The following is a 15,576-nucleotide window of genomic DNA, read 5'->3' as shown; positions in this document are numbered from 1 at the left end:
TTACCACTTCAACCACTTTTAAACAAACAGACATGAAACGTATCCTTTTGTCAATGGTAATCATATTCGGGACCTGCGCTTTTGCCCAGGAGAAGAAGTCTGATACGGCAAAAACAAAAAATATAGAAGGAATCACCCTGACGAAGCAGGTATTCAAAAAGCAAAGCGACCGTTTTGTATATGATGTCGCAGCGTCTCCTGTTGCCAAGGGAAATACCACTTTTGACCTTCTGAAGCAAACCCCGCTATTGTCATCAACGGATGATAAAACTCTGAAAATCGCAGGAAAGAACAATGCTTTAATTTATATCAACGGAAGAAAAACCAATATGGATGCTGAGTCTCTGGTTCAGTTCCTGAAAAATACTCCGGCTGAGAACATTCAGAAAATTGAGGTTATCACGGTTCCCGGAAGTGAGTATCAGGTGGAATCATCTGATGGGATCATCAATATCATTTTAAAGAAAAAGATGAGTGACGGCTTCAACGGAAACATGAGAATGTCTAATAGCACCAATAAATTCAACGGAAGCCAGGCCAGCTTTTCTGCCAATTACAGAAAAGATAAGCTGGGAGTCAGTGCCAGTCTGAGCGGTGGTGAAAATATTGACCCGCAAACCTACACTTTAAGAAACGGTACCGCCACTACTTCCAATGAATCTACAGGTGATATTAATGATCCGAACAAAAATATCGGAGGTTATCTGAACATCGATTACCAGCTGAATGATAAAAGTAATCTTGCCTTATCCTGGAATACATGGGCCAATAAAAGCTACAATTCAACGGTAGATCTGTTTAATACCATTAAAAATGGAGCAGATACAAAATATACATGGTCCAAAAACAAGGAAGATGCAAGATCCTATAACAACTCCCTGAATTTAAATTATGAGTTAAAAACAGATTCTCTGGGAAGTAAATTGAATATGAATGCAGCCTACCTGAACTATAGAAGATTTCAGTATACAGATAACCAGACCTTTATATCAGATATGAATATGGGATTGGGAAAAAGGACGACACAGGTGCTGCAGGACCTGCCACAGATCATCAATAACTTCTCCGGAATGGTGGATTATATTCAAAAGTTTAAAAATGATCTGACGGTTTCAGTTGGCGGAAATTATAACAAAACAAAAACAGACAACGATTCTAAAAACATTACTTATTCTTTTGATCCTGTGAAAGATCCGGACGCAAGGCCCAACCACTTTATCTATGATGAAAATATCTACGGTATGTACTTAACCGTTGAAAAAAAGCTGTCAGATAAGCTTTCGGGAAAAGTAGGAGCCAGATATGAAATTACAAACAGTCTTGGAACTTCTGATAATGCACCTACTGAAGCCCTTAAAAAGATTGAAAGAAATTACAAAAATTTCCTTCCTTATTTAAGTGTTAATTATGCGATCAATGATAAAAACAATATTTCTTATTCCTTTTCGAGCAGAATGAGAAGGCCAAGCTTCTGGGAGCTTAATCCGGTGAAAAATATTCTGACAGATGATAATTACACCCAGAACAACCCATTTGTAAAAGCATCTTCCACTTACAACCAGGAGCTTACCTATATGTACAAGAATTCATACTTCCTGATTTTAAACCATTCCTACATTCAGGACGCTATTACCCAGGTTCCGTTACAGGGGTATCCGGTTTCGCCTGACGGTACTGTAGGAAATAATCCGGTATTGAGATATATCAGAACCAATTTCGGGAACAAGCAGGAAATGTCCGCAATGATTGGTCTTCAGAAGTCATTCTTCAAACAATACTGGACAACGAACTTCAATATCGGAGTACAGCACAATATCAACAACGGAAGCCTTGATACTGATCCTACTACAGGAGACCGGTTCAAAAATGAACAAGGGGAATATATAGTATACACCAACAAAAACAATTCTACCAGCCTTTTGATCCAGACCAGCAACACCATTCGTCTTGATAAAAAGAAAACCTGGTTCTTTGGAGTCAATTATTTCTTTGTGGATAAGCAGCAGATTGAGCTTGGACTGTTGAAAAGTTTAATGAGTCTGGATCTCAGCATAAAGAAAATATGGAACGACTGGACCTTTGCTGTCAATGTGAATGATGTTCTTAATACCAATATTATTAAGATTGAAGATTATCAGGCTAACGGAAATTATAATTACATCCATCAGAACCGCTACAACAGAAACTTAATGGTAAGCCTTACCTACAACTTCGGAAACCAGAAAGTGAAAAAAGTAAGGGACATCGACGGTGCTTCTGACGCCATCAAAAGCAGAACAAGATAAAGTTATCTTTCTTCATATTCAATTATTTTTATTATGAAACCCACTGAAAAATCAGTGGGTTTTCTATCTTTATGGGAATGAAAAAAAATTTGATCATTATTACTGCTCTGCTCACTTTATTTTCTTTGCTGACAGCCTGTAAAGAAAAAAAGATAACATTGGGTGATACTATCATTTTTGACAAAGAGGAAAATATGCGATACGGGGATAGCCCTGAGCAGATTTTGGACTTATATATTCCTCATAAAAAAGAAACCTCAATGAGAGACGTCTTTATTATCATTCATGGTGGAGGCTGGCGTAGTGGAAATAAATCACAGCTGACCTTTTTCACTTTCTCAATAATGCAGAGATTTCCTGATTATATTTTTATCAATATGAATTACAGACTGGCTTCAGGAATTCAATATGGAATGCCTAACCAAATGGATGACATTCAAAGCGTAGCGGCGTTTATTAAAAAGAAATTGAATTACAATCCCAGACTGATCCTTATGGGGAATAGTGCCGGCGGGCACTTATCTATGCTTTATGCTTATCAGGCTGGTCCTGATAAAAATGTAAAAGCTGTGATCAATATTGTGGGTCCCACTGATCTTTCAGACCCAGGCTTTAAAGCCTATGAAGATTATTCTTTTGTGGAAAAACATCTGGTCGATCCCAGAGCTCTTCCTACAGGTACCTCAGCCGTTAATTTTGTCAGTCCGGTACATTGGATTACAAAGAACACTCCTCCTACATTATCCTATTACGGAAAAACAGACCGGGTGATTCCTATGACACAGGAACGGATCCTGGATTCTATTTTGAGTAAAAATAATATTATTCATGAATCTTATCAATTCAACGGAGGACATCTGGATTGGGATAAAAAGCCAAACAGCACATTCCTGATAGATAAAATGGAAACATTCCTGAAACAGGTTGATAAAAAATAGCACACCTTGACCTGTCAAAGTGTGCTACATTCTATCTTATTCGTAGTATTTATTCGGATTTTACAATTTCTGTCCTTTCAGATATTCCATTGGCATTGAAAGCTTCGATCTGGAAATAATAGGCATCCGCCCTGTCTGCTCCTGTAAAGAAATATTCATTCTTTCCATATACCATAATGCTTCCGTATAATTTGTCCGGAGATTTTCCCCAATAGATCACATAGCCATCAGCTTCTGAATTCTGCTGCCATTTCATCCAAATGCTTCTTCTCTCCCCATATTTTTTGGCATCAGCTCTGAGAGGGACAAATCCTTCTACCTTTTTAGGCTTTTCCCCGGCTCCTTTTCCGAATACTCTGAAGCCACTCAATGCAAATTTTCCCGTAGGCATTTTCAGGTTTTCCATTTTCAGGAATCTTGCTCTGGCAGGTTTTTCCAGCTCAATATAATCATGGGGTACATCTTTTGTATTCCTGCTTTTATCAACGATTACATTCCACTTTTTTCCATCATTTGATCCGTAAATTTTATACTGATGCATTTTTCCCAGGGTTTTGCCCATGAATTCTGCATCCTGATCCGCATAATTGATCTGAATGGCATTAATCGTAGATACTTCACCAAGATCTGTTTGAAACCATTCCCCCGAATTTCCTGTTTTCGCGCTCCAGTAGCTTTTGATATCCTCATCTACGGCAAAATTAGGCTGATAGCTTCCCAAGGTAGATGAAACCTGAACAGGTTTATTATAGTTCAGCAGCATCCATCCCGCAAAAAGCCCTTTTGTAAAATCTTTCCCCTGTGCAAACTGTGGAAGGTAGGTAGGATAATCTCCATAAGCGGTATTACAGTACATCACATCATCCTTGTCAAAACCTGCAGGCCAGATCCCGAGTCTTCTTTCAAAATTATTTTTAGTGGAAATAAATATGGTTGAAACATGCCACCAGTTTTTATAGTTATCTTCAAAGGTAGCTCCATGTCCCGCACCTCTTGCAAAGCCTCCCGGTTTATAGGAAAATGGATTGTGCTGCTGGTATTCAAAGCCTTCTAAAGGATTTTTACTGACGTATACTCCATCTGAATATCCGCTGAACTCCGTAGCAGGAGCGCCATACTGCATATAATATTTTCCGTTGTACTTCGTCATCCATGCCCCTTCTACAAAAGGCTGAAGGAATACATTGTCATTATATTCCCCAAATCTTTCCCAGCCATGGTCTTCAGGCTTTAGTTTGATGATCGGTTTTACGAAACCTTCAGACTGAAGTGTTTTTACTTTTACTTCGGTTCCCAATAAAGGCCATTCATTGCTGGAGCCCCAGTACAGATAAAGTTTATTTTTATCTTCATCATAGTGGAATGCAGGGTCCCACGCTCCTACTTTTAACGTGTCTACCGCTATTTTCCAATCGTCTTTGGTAGGATTTGTACTTTTCCAAATTGGAAAATCCTGCTCCCAGGTAGATCCGTAAACGTAAAGAGTATCTTTCATCGCCCAGACTGCCGGAGCATTGAGGTCATGAATATATTTATTATCTCTGAGAAATTTCCTTTTTACAAACTTCCAGTCCAGCATATCATCACTATACCAGTATCCTTCCTGGTTTGTGGAGAAAAGAAAAAGTTTATTTTTAAAATTGACAATCACCGGATCAGCTGTAGCACGATGCTTCCCTTGTTTGGAGAAAACTTCAAAAGGGGTATAGCCATAATCTATATTGATAGGATTGCAGAAAGTCTTCTGCTGTCCTCCCACAAATATTCCGAGGAGAATTGCTAATGATAAAAAATATTGTCTCATTTTTAGATTTTAAACATTCAGGACAAAGTTAATTAACTTTTTTCGGTTTCCTCCAGATAAAACCATCAATCACATGGATAAAAAATCCGGCGCTGAATAAAGGCCGGATACATTATTTAACATATTGTTTTTATTATTTTTTTGGAAGAAAAACTTCGGCAAGCATACATCTTGCGCTTCCTCCTCCGTTTACTTCGATTGTATTCAGATCCGAATAGATAATTCCGCAATATTTTTCGATGGCGGCCACCTGTTCAGCGGTTAATGACTGGTAAGCTGTCTGGCTCATTACCAGGAACTTTTCCCCATCTTTATTTTGGACCTGAAGCATATTTCCTGCAAACTGCTGCATTTGTTCCTCGGAAATTTCTATGATCTCTTTTCCTGAGTTCTTGATGATTTCTATTACTTTCTCTCTTTCCAGCTCATCATCGATACAATCCAGGCAGATTACCACAAACTTATCCGCCACACACATCATTACATTGGTATGATAGATAGGAAGTCTTTCTGATCCTACTGTCTGATATGAATGGAAAACCACAGGGGTAAAACCATATTTGTCACAAAATTCCCTGAATAAGTTTTCGTCAAGCCTCAAAGAAACGGAACCATAAGCGATCTTATTATCGTGATCGAAGATCATACTTCCTGTTCCTTCCAGGAAATGTCCCTGCGTTTCAGGGAATGACCAGTCATCGATCTCTGCGACCTCGAATCCCTGACCTTTGATGCTTTCAATAATATCATCCCTTCTTTCTACTCTTCTGTTTGATGCAAACATTGGGTATAGCACCACTTTCCCATCTCTGTGGAAACTTACCCAGTTGTTGGGGAAAATAGAATCGGGCGTATGAGGATCTAATGTATCTTTAATTGTAATAACATTGATTCCCTTTTCTCTCAGTTTTCCGACAAAGGTATTGAACTCAGCCAAAGCCTTTGACTGGATATCTGAACCTGTCTGCTCCACCTGAAAGTAATTGTTTTTCGCAGTTTCTGCGTTGTAACCGAATGCGATCGGCTCTATCATTAGTACTGTATCTGTTGTCTGCATTTTTTATAAGTTTGAAGGTGTTAGTGTATGAGAGTTTGAGAGTATTGACAACGGTTACAAATTATTCTCTTCTTTATTAATCTGAGAAAATGAACACCACTTTTCTGACTGACTCATCATATTAACTAACATTCCTATTATTTGGTTATATTGTTTGTGCAAATGATCATATTGCTCTTCATTCATATAATTACAGGCAAGCGCAAACTGAAGCCATGTTTGGGTTTCTCTTGCTTCTCCTTCTGAGTCTGTAAGTTTAGCTATGAAGGATTTTTCATATTTTCTTTTTCCCCAAGCTTCGCTAATATTCGCCGTCACAGATCTTGATGATCTTCTTATTTGGTCCGTAAGAGAATAAAGCTCTTCTTTTGGAAAAGATTTTGAGAGTTCATAAATCAGTCGGGCTGATTCAAATGATTTTTGATAAACTTTTAAGTCCTGATGAAATTTAATCGTTGACATACACTAATATTTATTTAAAATAAAAAAAATACTCAAACACATCAACGCTCTCACTCTCAAACCCAAAAACTCTCCTACTCCATTATTCTCTTACAAGGGGCATTGTTGAGCATCTTAATAAGCCTCCCATTTTAGAGATCTCTCTGTAAGGAATTTCCTCTACCGTCATTCCCCATTCGTTTCTTAAGTGGTCGTTCATTCTGGTGAACGCTTTATCGGAAACCACAATCTCCGGAGATATGGAGAAAATATTCGGGAACATTTCAAACATTTCCTCATCATTGATGTGGAAGCAGTTTTCTTCTCCAAAAATATCAATGATCAGACGGTAATCACTTTCGTCTACAAATCCGTTTTTGTAAATGATACATTTGTCTTCTCCCACCGGATTGAACGTACAGTCCAGATGCAAAATTCCCTCATACGGAACTTTATCATTTTTCTTCAGCTCAAGATCGATGATTCTTTTTTTCGGAAAATATTCTTTTAAAATTTCAATGGCATATTCGTTAGTTCTCGCCGTTTTGTAGTTTCTGTAATCTTCACTGAAGCAGGTTCCTATGAAAAGGAAATCATTCCATACGATCACATCTCCCCCTTCTATATGGGCTGTTTCCGGAAGATTGATAATTTTTCTCCAGGCTACTTTTTCAAAAACGCTTTTGTAGGCTTCCTGCTCATCTGCTCTATCAGCGATTACATTGGAAATGATCATTTTATCATCAATCACAAAGGCTACATCTCTTGAAAAAACCTGATTATAGTCTTCTATAATGCTTGGGCGCAGTACTTCAACGTCATATTTTTTCAGAACTGCTTCAAAAGCGTTCATTTCATTGATAATATCCTCTTCTTTAGGATAAATATTGTGTTCGATTGAGTAATATGACTTGGCGTCATAGCTTTCTTCTAATGTGGGAACCGGTCCCAATGAATTAGGCTGGCCTAGCACTACTGACCTCAGCCTTCCCGTTTCGTTTTTAATGTTTAGTCTCATAAAGATTTATGCAATACTACAAATATAAGTAAAGGTCTCTACCTAGAAAACTTTTGGATTATTTTATGTATGAAATTTGACCGTTTCCAGCAGCAGTTTTTAATATTTTTTAACAAAAAGTACGTTATAAAGTTTAATAACCATCTACAACTTACTCTATTTCATCTACATAAGAATAAAAAACAGAGTGAAAAACAAAAACAATTTCATATATTAGTGATATAATTCTCGAGAAATTATATTACTAAAACTTTACTATTAACATCAAAAAACAAAGTCATGAACAAGAACAATTCCGTGCTGAAAAATGCACAAAAATTAGGAAGAGAGCAACAAAAATCCCTTATGGGAGGAGCCCCTATCTCAACCGGCAGAAGATGCTGTGAGTGGGATGAGAATGGAGTATGTTATATCTGGACATGTGACAGATGCCACTGTCCATAATAAATTAAGAACCTGCTTTTCAAGCAGGTTTTTTTATATTGTCTTATTTTCTTTGATCTGGCAGATAGTCTGGTTTAATAATCCGGGCTGCACAAATATCAATCTTATCTGATTTCAAGTCTCTTTAAAATCAGCGTCCGTAAATATTCTTCGTGATCATCTCCCCATTTTCCCAGCACGGTAATTGCAGGAATTAGTGTCTTCCCAAATTCCGTAAGGCTATATTCTACTTTCGGAGGCACTACAGGATAAATTTTCTTGGTGACAAGATCATGCTCTTCCAGTTCTTTCAGCTGTACATTCAAAACTCTGCGTGAGGCATCAGGAATTTTACGCTGCAGCTCACTTGGCCTCTGAAATCCTTCATTGATGAACCACAGCAAACGGATTTTCCATTTACCATAAAGTACTTCTGCAATCAAATCAAGCCCGCAGTCCAGTTTGGGTGGAATTTTTCTTTCATACATAAAACAAAAGTAACGCAATGACACAAAAACCGCAATAGGGGATTAATTTATCCCTATATGATTCGTAACCCCGTACTTGTATGAGCGTGACATACTCCTGAAATTTGTACAAAAAAGAAATGACAGATCCATTTAATTTCAACAACGAATTATCAGATAAAATTGCTCTGGTAACCGGCGGAACCAAAGGAACAGGGAAAGCTATCGCCGAAAGATTATTAATGGCAGGAGCAACTGTAATTGTCACTGCGAGAAATCAGCCCGAACATATCCATGAAAAACTTCATTTCATCGCAGCAGACCTGAGTCTGCCTGAAGAAACTGAAAAATTGGTAAAAGAGGTTCTTTCATCTTTTGGCGGGCTGGATATTCTGATTAATACACTAGGAGGATCGGAAACACCGGGTGGTGGTTTTGCCATCCTGAGTGATGAGGATTGGGAGAACACGCTTCAGACTAATCTTCTCGCGCCCGTCCGATTAGACAGAGGATTTCTCCCACAGATGCTGGAGCGCAGACATGGGGTCATCATTCATATTGCTTCCATTCAGGGGAGATTGCCTCTGTTTGATTCCACATTACCCTATGCTGCCGCCAAAGCCGGCTTAATCAATTACAGTAAAGGTTTATCAAAAGAAGTTTCTCCAAAAGGGATCCGTGTTCTCACTGTTTCTCCGGGCTGGATCATGACAGCTTCTGCCACCAGAATGATGGAACGTATTGCTGAAAGCTCAAAAATCACTATTGAAGAAGCGACCCAAAGCGTTATGGATGCCTTGGGCGGAATTCCTATCGGTAAACCTGCACAGCCCGAAGATATTGCGGAATTTGTAGGATTTTTAGTTTCTCCAAGAGCCCAATATTTAACAGGAACCGAATATATAATCGATGGCGGCACCATTCCTACTATTTAATCATTTAAAACTATCAATATGAATTTACCCAAGATTTTAAAAGACCTCTTAAAAGCCCAGGAACTTTTTGACAGCACCTCTTTTTCTCGTTGCTTTTCAGATAATGCACTGATTTTTGATGAAGGAAAAATCTATAAAGGAAGAGAGGAAATAAAACAATGGAATGAGGAAACCAACAGTGAATATAAAACCTTGTTTGAGGTAACAGATTTTTCAACAGAGGATACAACCACTATTCTAAAAATCAATATTTCCGGTTCTTTCGATGGCAGCCCGGTGATGCTGAAGTTTCATTTCCGGATTGAGGACAATGTCATTGCCGCTTTAGTCATCACCTACTAACTTCAAACAACAAAAAATCCCAAAGCAAGCTTTGGGATTTTAATATGATAGAAACAGAGATTATCTGTTTGTAATATCGATATAATTTCTTTGTGGAGCTCCTTGGTAAACCTGTCTTGGTCTTCCGATCGGGTCTCCTTTCAATCTCATTTCTTTCCACTGAGAGATCCATCCCGGTAGTCTTCCTAATGCAAACATTACTGTAAACATTTCTGTAGGAATTCCTAATGCTCTGTAGATGATACCTGAATAGAAGTCAACGTTTGGATATAATTTTCTTTCTACGAAGTAATCATCCTCAAGAGCTACTCTTTCTAATTGCATTGCAATGTCAAGAGCTTTATCCTGGATTCCTAAAGCTTTAAGGATATCGTCAGCAGCTTTCTTGATGATCTTCGCTCTTGGGTCGAAGTTTTTGTAAACTCTGTGTCCGAATCCCATTAGACGGAAGTTATCATTTTTATCTTTTGCTTTAGCAACATATTTAGATACGTCACCACCATCCTGCTCGATAAGTTCAAGCATTTCGATTACAGCCTGGTTAGCACCACCGTGAAGTGGTCCCCAAAGTGCAGATACTCCGGCAGAGATAGAAGCAAAAAGTCCTGTATGCGCAGAGCCTACCATTCTTACTGTAGAAGTAGAACAGTTTTGTTCGTGGTCAGCATGAAGGATCAATAATTTATCCAGCGCATTGACAACTACCGGATCCATTTCGAAATCAGCGTTTGGTAATCTGAATGCCATTTTGTAGAAGTTCTCTACATAGTTCAGGTTATTGTCACCATGGTTTAATGGTAAACCTTGAGTTTTTCTGTAAGTCCAAGCACAAAGGTGAGAGAACTTAGCGATCATCAGCTCAGCAGCGTGATCCATTTCTTCTTTAGAGTTTACGTTAACGGCTTTCGGGTTGAAAGCTGTCAAAGCAGATGTTAGAGAAGATAAAACTCCCATAGGGTGAGCAGAACGAGGAAAAACATCAATGATCTTTTTCATCTCATCTGCGATGAAGTTATATTTTTTAATGTTGTGTTCAAAGGAATTAAACTGATCTTGAGTAGGGAGCTCTCCATGTAATAAAAGATACATTACTTCTGTGAAGTTTGATTTTTCGGCGATTTGCTCGATTGGATACCCTCTGTAGAATAATTCTCCTTTATCTCCGTCTAAGTAAGTGATGTCGCTGATGGTAGCTCCTGTATTTTTGTAACCTAAATCCAGAGTGATTAAACCTGTCTGGTCTCTTAATTTTGAAATATCAATCCCTCTGTCTCCGATAGTACTATCCACGATTGGATATTCATATGAATTACCTGCGTAATTCAATATTACTTTGTTGTCTGACATTATTTATTTTTTTTTAAATATACTACTTTCCATAAAATACGGCAAACAAAAATTATCGCTTGCCGTTATTTATAAATTCAATTATCTTTTAATTTTAAATGCTTCTAAACCCGGGAAAATCGCTGTTTCGCCAAGAGCTTCTTCAATTCTCAATAACTGGTTGTATTTAGCCATTCTGTCTGATCTTGAAGCAGAACCTGTTTTGATCTGTCCGCAGTTCATAGCAACTGCCAGGTCAGCGATAGTAGAATCTTCAGTTTCTCCTGATCTGTGAGACATTACTGAAGTAAATTTATTGTTCTGAGCCATTTGTACTGCTGCCATTGTTTCAGAAAGAGAGCCGATCTGGTTTACTTTTACAAGGATTGAGTTGGCAATGCCTTCTTTTACTCCTCTTGATAATCTGTCTACATTCGTTACAAATAAATCGTCACCTACCAACTGTACTCTGTCACCGATCTTATCCGTTAACATTTTCCATCCTTCCCAGTCATCTTCCTGCATACCGTCTTCAATAGAAATGATTGGATATTTAGCCGCCAATTCAGCAAGGTAAGAAACCTGCTCTTCTCTTGATCTGTGAGCTCCTTTGTCACCCTCAAATTTTCTGTAATCGTAAGTCCCGTCTTTATAGAATTCTGAAGCAGCGCAGTCTAATGCCAGCATGATGTCATCACCAGGCTTGTAACCCGCCTTTTCGATCGCCTGAAGTAATGTATCCAAAGCATCTTCAGTTCCGTTGAAAGTAGGGGCAAAACCTCCCTCGTCTCCTACGGCTGTAGAAAGACCTCTTCCTTTAAGGATTGATTTAAGGTTGTGGAAAATTTCAGTTCCTTTTCTCAATGCGTGAGAGAAAGAATCTGCCTTTACCGGCATGATCATAAATTCCTGGAATGCGATAGGAGCATCTGAGTGAGATCCACCGTTGATGACATTCATCATTGGAACAGGAAGTGTGTTTGCGTTCACTCCTCCTACATACTTATAAAGAGGCATTCTCAATTCTGCAGCGGCAGCTCTTGCTACAGCTAAAGAAACACCAAGAATTGCATTAGCACCAAGATTTCCTTTGTTCGCCGTTCCGTCAAGATCAATCATAATCTGATCGATATAATTTTGTTCGAAAACCGGCTGCCCAACTAAATTCTCTGCAATTACTTCTTTTACATTTTCAACAGCTTTCAGAACTCCTTTTCCTTGATATTCTGAACCTCCGTCACGTAATTCTACCGCTTCGTGTTCTCCTGTAGATGCTCCTGAAGGTACAGCGGCACGGCCCATAGCCCCGCTTTCTGTAAATACATCTACCTCAATCGTAGGGTTACCTCTGGAATCTAAAATCTGTCTTGCTTCTATATAAGAAATTGCACTCATATTTTATTTTTTTTAGTTTAGACAAATTTAATCAAAATTTAACTTTTAAGGGTATTGCAGGCAATATTTTTGAAATAATTCCAAGTTAAATTTTAGTTAATTTATATTATGATAATTCTACAATTTCTTTGTGAAGCAAAAGAGATTTAAAATGGGGAAATAATGATACTATTCCTTTTTCATTGCATCAAAATTAAAACTAACATTTAAGAAGCCAAAAAGATTATTGTTTTTAATGTCATACTTTAAAATCAATGGAATCCAAAGGTTTTTTAAAATTCTTATTCTTAAATCTGCATTGGCTAAGAATTGGTCATTTTTTTCTTCATCCATCAACCCTGAAACTATCCTTTTATATTCAAAATTCGGTTTAAGTTCTACTATAGATTTTTCTTTAGCTTCCCAAATTGAAATATTCAATCCTAATTGTGATGAAAATTCTTTTCTTTTTATGACAGATATCGTGATACTATCTTTTGCTCTAAACTGATTCCGGAAGTCAATTTCCAATTTTCCATTCTTAGATTTCAATCCCTGCAGATAAACCAAATTTGCATCAAACTCATCTAAAAACTTTGTGTTTTTTTGAAAGTTACTATGGAATCCTACAGTTAGTAAAGGTCGTCTTTTTAATCTTCCTAATTCATTTTGAAAAGTATCTAAAAATTGTTTAGCATCTATTCCATCTTGCTCTTCTAACAATATCTTTTTAAAATCCTCCGGCAGGTTATCTATGGGGAGGTAATATTGTTTTTCAATCGAAGCTTTTGCTAATTTCTCAATTTTTTGATAATTTTCAGAAGTTGCTATGTTTCTATATTTCTGTAAAGCAAATATTAAAGCAGAACTTAGTTTGGCGAAGTATTTACCTGATTCATATTCTTCTCTGGCAAAATTTGCTAAGGTTGTGTCTCTTTTATTAATGATCGCCCAATCAAATCCATAATTAAATCCCTTAAATTTATAATCATTGTCAAGGTTTAATCCTATTTGTATCTGGAAGTTTCTATAAAAGGTTTCTCGTTTACTTGCATAATTATAGTCAATTAATAGAGTACTATCAGCCTTAGCTCTCAATGAAAATATATTTGCTTTAAATTGAAAAGATTTATTTTCACTTGCCAGTCCTTTAAATGAAGCTTGCATAAAATCAGTCAACACATCTTTCCAATTTCCTGATTTTGTTTCTTCAATTTTATTATAAAGATTTTCTGATTTTAAATCCTTTTTGGCTAAAACTCCATCCTGAGCAAAACCCAATATTATATTAAAGAAAACTACAATAATCCCTAATTTATATGCTGATGTTTTCATAAGTCATGTTTTAGTTTACTTCAAAATGATAAGTTAATAAATACCCATTACCTTTTCTATTTGCGGGATTTAAATCAGAATCATCACTAAGTGTGATATCTCCATCGATTTTTATTTTCGTATTTCTATCTGGTGATAATGGATTTGAACCAATTATATAAAGATCATATTCTGCTCCTCTTTTAAGCTCAAACTCTTCAGAAAAAGTTCCACTTTCTATTTTTTCAAAAAGAGGTTCTGTACTGCCTTTTTTAAAAATTTTATAAACAATTCCTAAAATTGAAGTTCCACCGGTTACTGTAATATTCAATGTTATTGTTTTCATGATGTATAGTTTTTTAGGTTATTTATTATTTACTTTCTCGGTGAAGGAGATAAAAGCCCGGCTAAGGCGCCTATAGCTCCTGATGAGATGGTAGCAAAGATGGTTACCAACTGACTGTCCGGAGTCCCATCACTCCAAAAGGAAAGAAGAATAAGTCCTGCTATAATGGACATAATTGCCAACCCAAGCATAATCACGATAATCCTGTAGATCCAATAATCCGTGTCCTTAGGATTTCTTATTTCCACATTTCTTATGGCTTCCACAGGATTGCTTTTAAATTTCTCCTGAAGATCACTGTTGCTTTTTAAAGCCGCTTCCAGATCTTCAATGCTGTTGTTAATAAGAGTTTTCATGGCTTTCAGTTTATATATCAAATTTCCCTCTAAAAAACATACCTGTCAATTACACAAAAGGGTGATTATCAAACAAAGCAGCAGTATTAGAAATGCTGCTGCTAAAAGTTTATGGATAATTTATAGTATTATTTTGAAGAGTAAACTGGTTCCTGGGTTTTCAGACAAAATTCTACAATCCCCGTTGAGCTCATCCATTCTCCGCTTCATATTCCGAAGGCCATTTCCTTCATAGCAATCTTCAGAAATTCCTTTTCCATTGTCTGAAATTTTCATAGAAAAAACATTTTTATCCTGAAAAAATGAAAGCTTGAGGTGATCTGCATGACTATGCTTGTAAACGTTATTAACGGCTTCTTTCAGACACAAAAATAAATTTCGTCTTAACTCTGTAGAAATTGGAGTTTCAGCAATAATATTTTCATCATCAGCATGTAGTACTATTTTTGTTTTTTTCAAAAAGTTACCGGTATAAAGTACAGCGTAATCAATAAAATTTCCCAGGGTATCATTCCCTGAGTTCAGGCTCCAAAGCATCTCTCGCATGGAAAGATTCATTTCTTCTGAAGTTTTCAACAGTTCATCAATATCATTCAGCAGATCATCATCATCCGCTTTCTGTTTTAGAAATTCTGCCTGAAGCTTCAATGCAGAAATCCCGGCACCAAGATCATCATGCATATCATGGGAAATGCGTTCTCTTTCTTTTTCTATTGATTTTTGTTTTTCAAGTTCTTTCTGAAGAAGCTGGTTTTGATACTCCGATTCTTTGAGTTGTTTTTCTTTGAGATATAGAAGCTGCTTTCTGTTGTACATTAATACAACAAAAATGATAAATGCAACAAAAAACATCATTACAGTTATTGCAATGATATAGACCACTTTGATTTCTATAGGGAGGTTCTTCATTCTTTACAAAACAAGCTACGAAAAAACAATGAATATGTTATTATATTAATCATAGTAAATACTTTAGAAATTCCATCTAAAAAATGAGGATCTGTCTTATTGAAATAGTACATTGGTAATCCTCTGAAGAGAAAAAACACCCCCCATATTAAAAGACCGCTGCTTATCCAAAAGGCCATTTTATCAAAAATTAACCCCTCTATTCTCTGAGTAAGAATGTGTGTAAACCATCCCATACTTC

At 36.9% G+C, this 15,576-nt stretch carries 16 protein-coding genes; 5 read left to right on the top strand and 11 right to left on the bottom strand.

From position 1 onward, the window contains the following. Positions 1-32: 32 nt before the first annotated feature. A complete protein-coding gene (locus AC4IF5_RS06930) occupies positions 33-2,285 on the top strand; it encodes a TonB-dependent receptor domain-containing protein (RefSeq protein WP_490732942.1) in 2,253 nt (750 codons plus the stop codon). 77 nt (positions 2,286-2,362) lie between these two features. After that, the gene (locus tag AC4IF5_RS06925) at positions 2,363-3,223 is read left to right on the top strand and encodes an alpha/beta hydrolase fold domain-containing protein (protein WP_490732940.1); all 861 of its coding nucleotides are present in this window, start codon (positions 2,363-2,365) and stop codon (positions 3,221-3,223) included. Between the two features lie 49 nt (positions 3,224-3,272). Here the strand turns inward: AC4IF5_RS06925 and AC4IF5_RS06920 are convergent, their stop codons facing one another. From AC4IF5_RS06920 to AC4IF5_RS06905, 4 genes are all read right to left on the bottom strand, one after another. Continuing rightward, entirely contained in the window at positions 3,273-5,027 is a 1,755-nt protein-coding gene (locus AC4IF5_RS06920; protein WP_490732938.1) for a discoidin domain-containing protein, read from the bottom strand. Positions 5,028-5,160: 133 nt separating this feature from the next. Continuing rightward, the gene (gene ctlX, locus AC4IF5_RS06915; RefSeq protein WP_490732936.1) at positions 5,161-6,084 is read right to left on the bottom strand and encodes a citrulline utilization hydrolase CtlX; all 924 of its coding nucleotides are present in this window, start codon (positions 6,082-6,084) and stop codon (positions 5,161-5,163) included. A 54-nt stretch (positions 6,085-6,138) separates the two neighbouring features. After that, positions 6,139-6,546: a four helix bundle protein gene (locus AC4IF5_RS06910; protein WP_490732934.1), complete on the bottom strand. Its 408-nt coding sequence runs from the start codon at positions 6,544-6,546 to the stop codon at positions 6,139-6,141. Between the two features lie 82 nt (positions 6,547-6,628). After that, positions 6,629-7,543, bottom strand: a complete 915-nt coding sequence (locus AC4IF5_RS06905; protein ID WP_490732933.1) for a dimethylarginine dimethylaminohydrolase family protein — start codon at positions 7,541-7,543, stop codon at positions 6,629-6,631. A gap of 279 nt (positions 7,544-7,822) precedes the next feature. On the opposite strand from AC4IF5_RS06905, the gene AC4IF5_RS06900 reads away from it, so the two are divergent. Further along, positions 7,823-7,987, top strand: a complete 165-nt coding sequence (locus tag AC4IF5_RS06900; RefSeq protein WP_490732931.1) for a hypothetical protein — start codon at positions 7,823-7,825, stop codon at positions 7,985-7,987. Between the two features lie 104 nt (positions 7,988-8,091). Here AC4IF5_RS06900 and AC4IF5_RS06895 read toward each other — a convergent pair whose 3' ends face one another. Then, on the bottom strand, positions 8,092-8,454 hold the full coding sequence (locus tag AC4IF5_RS06895; protein WP_490732929.1) for a winged helix-turn-helix transcriptional regulator: 363 nt from the start codon (positions 8,452-8,454) through the stop codon (positions 8,092-8,094). 119 nt (positions 8,455-8,573) lie between these two features. Here AC4IF5_RS06895 and AC4IF5_RS06890 point away from each other — a divergent pair, with 119 nt between their 5' ends. Both AC4IF5_RS06890 and AC4IF5_RS06885 read left to right on the top strand, forming a co-directional pair. Further along, positions 8,574-9,368 carry an SDR family oxidoreductase gene (locus tag AC4IF5_RS06890; RefSeq protein ID WP_490732927.1) on the top strand — a complete coding sequence of 265 codons (795 nt, stop codon included), beginning with the start codon at positions 8,574-8,576 and terminating at the stop codon, positions 9,366-9,368. 18 nt (positions 9,369-9,386) lie between these two features. Beyond that, positions 9,387-9,710, top strand: a complete 324-nt coding sequence (locus AC4IF5_RS06885) for a nuclear transport factor 2-like protein (RefSeq protein WP_490732925.1) — start codon at positions 9,387-9,389, stop codon at positions 9,708-9,710. Between the two features lie 60 nt (positions 9,711-9,770). On the opposite strand, the gene AC4IF5_RS06880 is transcribed toward AC4IF5_RS06885, so the two are convergent. The 6 genes from AC4IF5_RS06880 to AC4IF5_RS06855 form a co-directional block, all read right to left on the bottom strand. Then, a complete protein-coding gene (locus tag AC4IF5_RS06880; protein WP_490732923.1) occupies positions 9,771-11,057 on the bottom strand; it encodes a citrate synthase in 1,287 nt (428 codons plus the stop codon). An 81-nt stretch (positions 11,058-11,138) separates the two neighbouring features. Continuing rightward, on the bottom strand, positions 11,139-12,431 hold the full coding sequence (gene eno / locus AC4IF5_RS06875) for a phosphopyruvate hydratase (protein WP_490732921.1): 1,293 nt from the start codon (positions 12,429-12,431) through the stop codon (positions 11,139-11,141). Positions 12,432-12,599: 168 nt separating this feature from the next. Next, positions 12,600-13,745 carry a hypothetical protein gene (locus tag AC4IF5_RS06870; protein ID WP_490732919.1) on the bottom strand — a complete coding sequence of 382 codons (1,146 nt, stop codon included), beginning with the start codon at positions 13,743-13,745 and terminating at the stop codon, positions 12,600-12,602. Between the two features lie 10 nt (positions 13,746-13,755). Further along, positions 13,756-14,070 (bottom strand): hypothetical protein, encoded by a 315-nt coding sequence (locus tag AC4IF5_RS06865; protein ID WP_490732917.1) that lies wholly within the window; start codon positions 14,068-14,070, stop codon positions 13,756-13,758. Positions 14,071-14,099: 29 nt separating this feature from the next. Then, positions 14,100-14,426 (bottom strand): hypothetical protein, encoded by a 327-nt coding sequence (locus AC4IF5_RS06860; protein ID WP_490732916.1) that lies wholly within the window; start codon positions 14,424-14,426, stop codon positions 14,100-14,102. Positions 14,427-14,546: 120 nt separating this feature from the next. Next, positions 14,547-15,335 carry a sensor histidine kinase gene (locus AC4IF5_RS06855; RefSeq protein WP_490732915.1) on the bottom strand — a complete coding sequence of 263 codons (789 nt, stop codon included), beginning with the start codon at positions 15,333-15,335 and terminating at the stop codon, positions 14,547-14,549. Positions 15,336-15,576: the final 241 nt, after the last annotated feature.

This window comes from Chryseobacterium sp. UF-290, assembly GCF_058245615.1.
The sequence above is the reverse complement of the archived record's forward strand: the minus strand, read 5'-3'. Positions and strand labels throughout refer to the sequence as shown.

What these genes read in the sequence shown, in the direction of transcription:
- AC4IF5_RS06930 (WP_490732942.1), top strand. Translation starts at nt 33, where the DNA reads ATGAAACGTATCCTTTTGTCAATGGTAATCATATTCGGGACCTGCGCT.
- AC4IF5_RS06925 (WP_490732940.1), top strand. Translation starts at nt 2,363, where the DNA reads ATGAAAAAAAATTTGATCATTATTACTGCTCTGCTCACTTTATTTTCT.
- AC4IF5_RS06920 (WP_490732938.1), bottom strand. Translation starts at nt 5,027, where the DNA reads ATGAGACAATATTTTTTATCATTAGCAATTCTCCTCGGAATATTTGTG.
- ctlX (WP_490732936.1), bottom strand. Translation starts at nt 6,084, where the DNA reads ATGCAGACAACAGATACAGTACTAATGATAGAGCCGATCGCATTCGGT.
- AC4IF5_RS06910 (WP_490732934.1), bottom strand. Translation starts at nt 6,546, where the DNA reads ATGTCAACGATTAAATTTCATCAGGACTTAAAAGTTTATCAAAAATCA.
- AC4IF5_RS06905 (WP_490732933.1), bottom strand. Translation starts at nt 7,543, where the DNA reads ATGAGACTAAACATTAAAAACGAAACGGGAAGGCTGAGGTCAGTAGTG.
- AC4IF5_RS06900 (WP_490732931.1), top strand. Translation starts at nt 7,823, where the DNA reads ATGAACAAGAACAATTCCGTGCTGAAAAATGCACAAAAATTAGGAAGA.
- AC4IF5_RS06895 (WP_490732929.1), bottom strand. Translation starts at nt 8,454, where the DNA reads ATGTATGAAAGAAAAATTCCACCCAAACTGGACTGCGGGCTTGATTTG.
- AC4IF5_RS06890 (WP_490732927.1), top strand. Translation starts at nt 8,574, where the DNA reads ATGACAGATCCATTTAATTTCAACAACGAATTATCAGATAAAATTGCT.
- AC4IF5_RS06885 (WP_490732925.1), top strand. Translation starts at nt 9,387, where the DNA reads ATGAATTTACCCAAGATTTTAAAAGACCTCTTAAAAGCCCAGGAACTT.
- AC4IF5_RS06880 (WP_490732923.1), bottom strand. Translation starts at nt 11,057, where the DNA reads ATGTCAGACAACAAAGTAATATTGAATTACGCAGGTAATTCATATGAA.
- eno (WP_490732921.1), bottom strand. Translation starts at nt 12,431, where the DNA reads ATGAGTGCAATTTCTTATATAGAAGCAAGACAGATTTTAGATTCCAGA.
- AC4IF5_RS06870 (WP_490732919.1), bottom strand. Translation starts at nt 13,745, where the DNA reads ATGAAAACATCAGCATATAAATTAGGGATTATTGTAGTTTTCTTTAAT.
- AC4IF5_RS06865 (WP_490732917.1), bottom strand. Translation starts at nt 14,070, where the DNA reads ATGAAAACAATAACATTGAATATTACAGTAACCGGTGGAACTTCAATT.
- AC4IF5_RS06860 (WP_490732916.1), bottom strand. Translation starts at nt 14,426, where the DNA reads ATGAAAACTCTTATTAACAACAGCATTGAAGATCTGGAAGCGGCTTTA.
- AC4IF5_RS06855 (WP_490732915.1), bottom strand. Translation starts at nt 15,335, where the DNA reads ATGAAGAACCTCCCTATAGAAATCAAAGTGGTCTATATCATTGCAATA.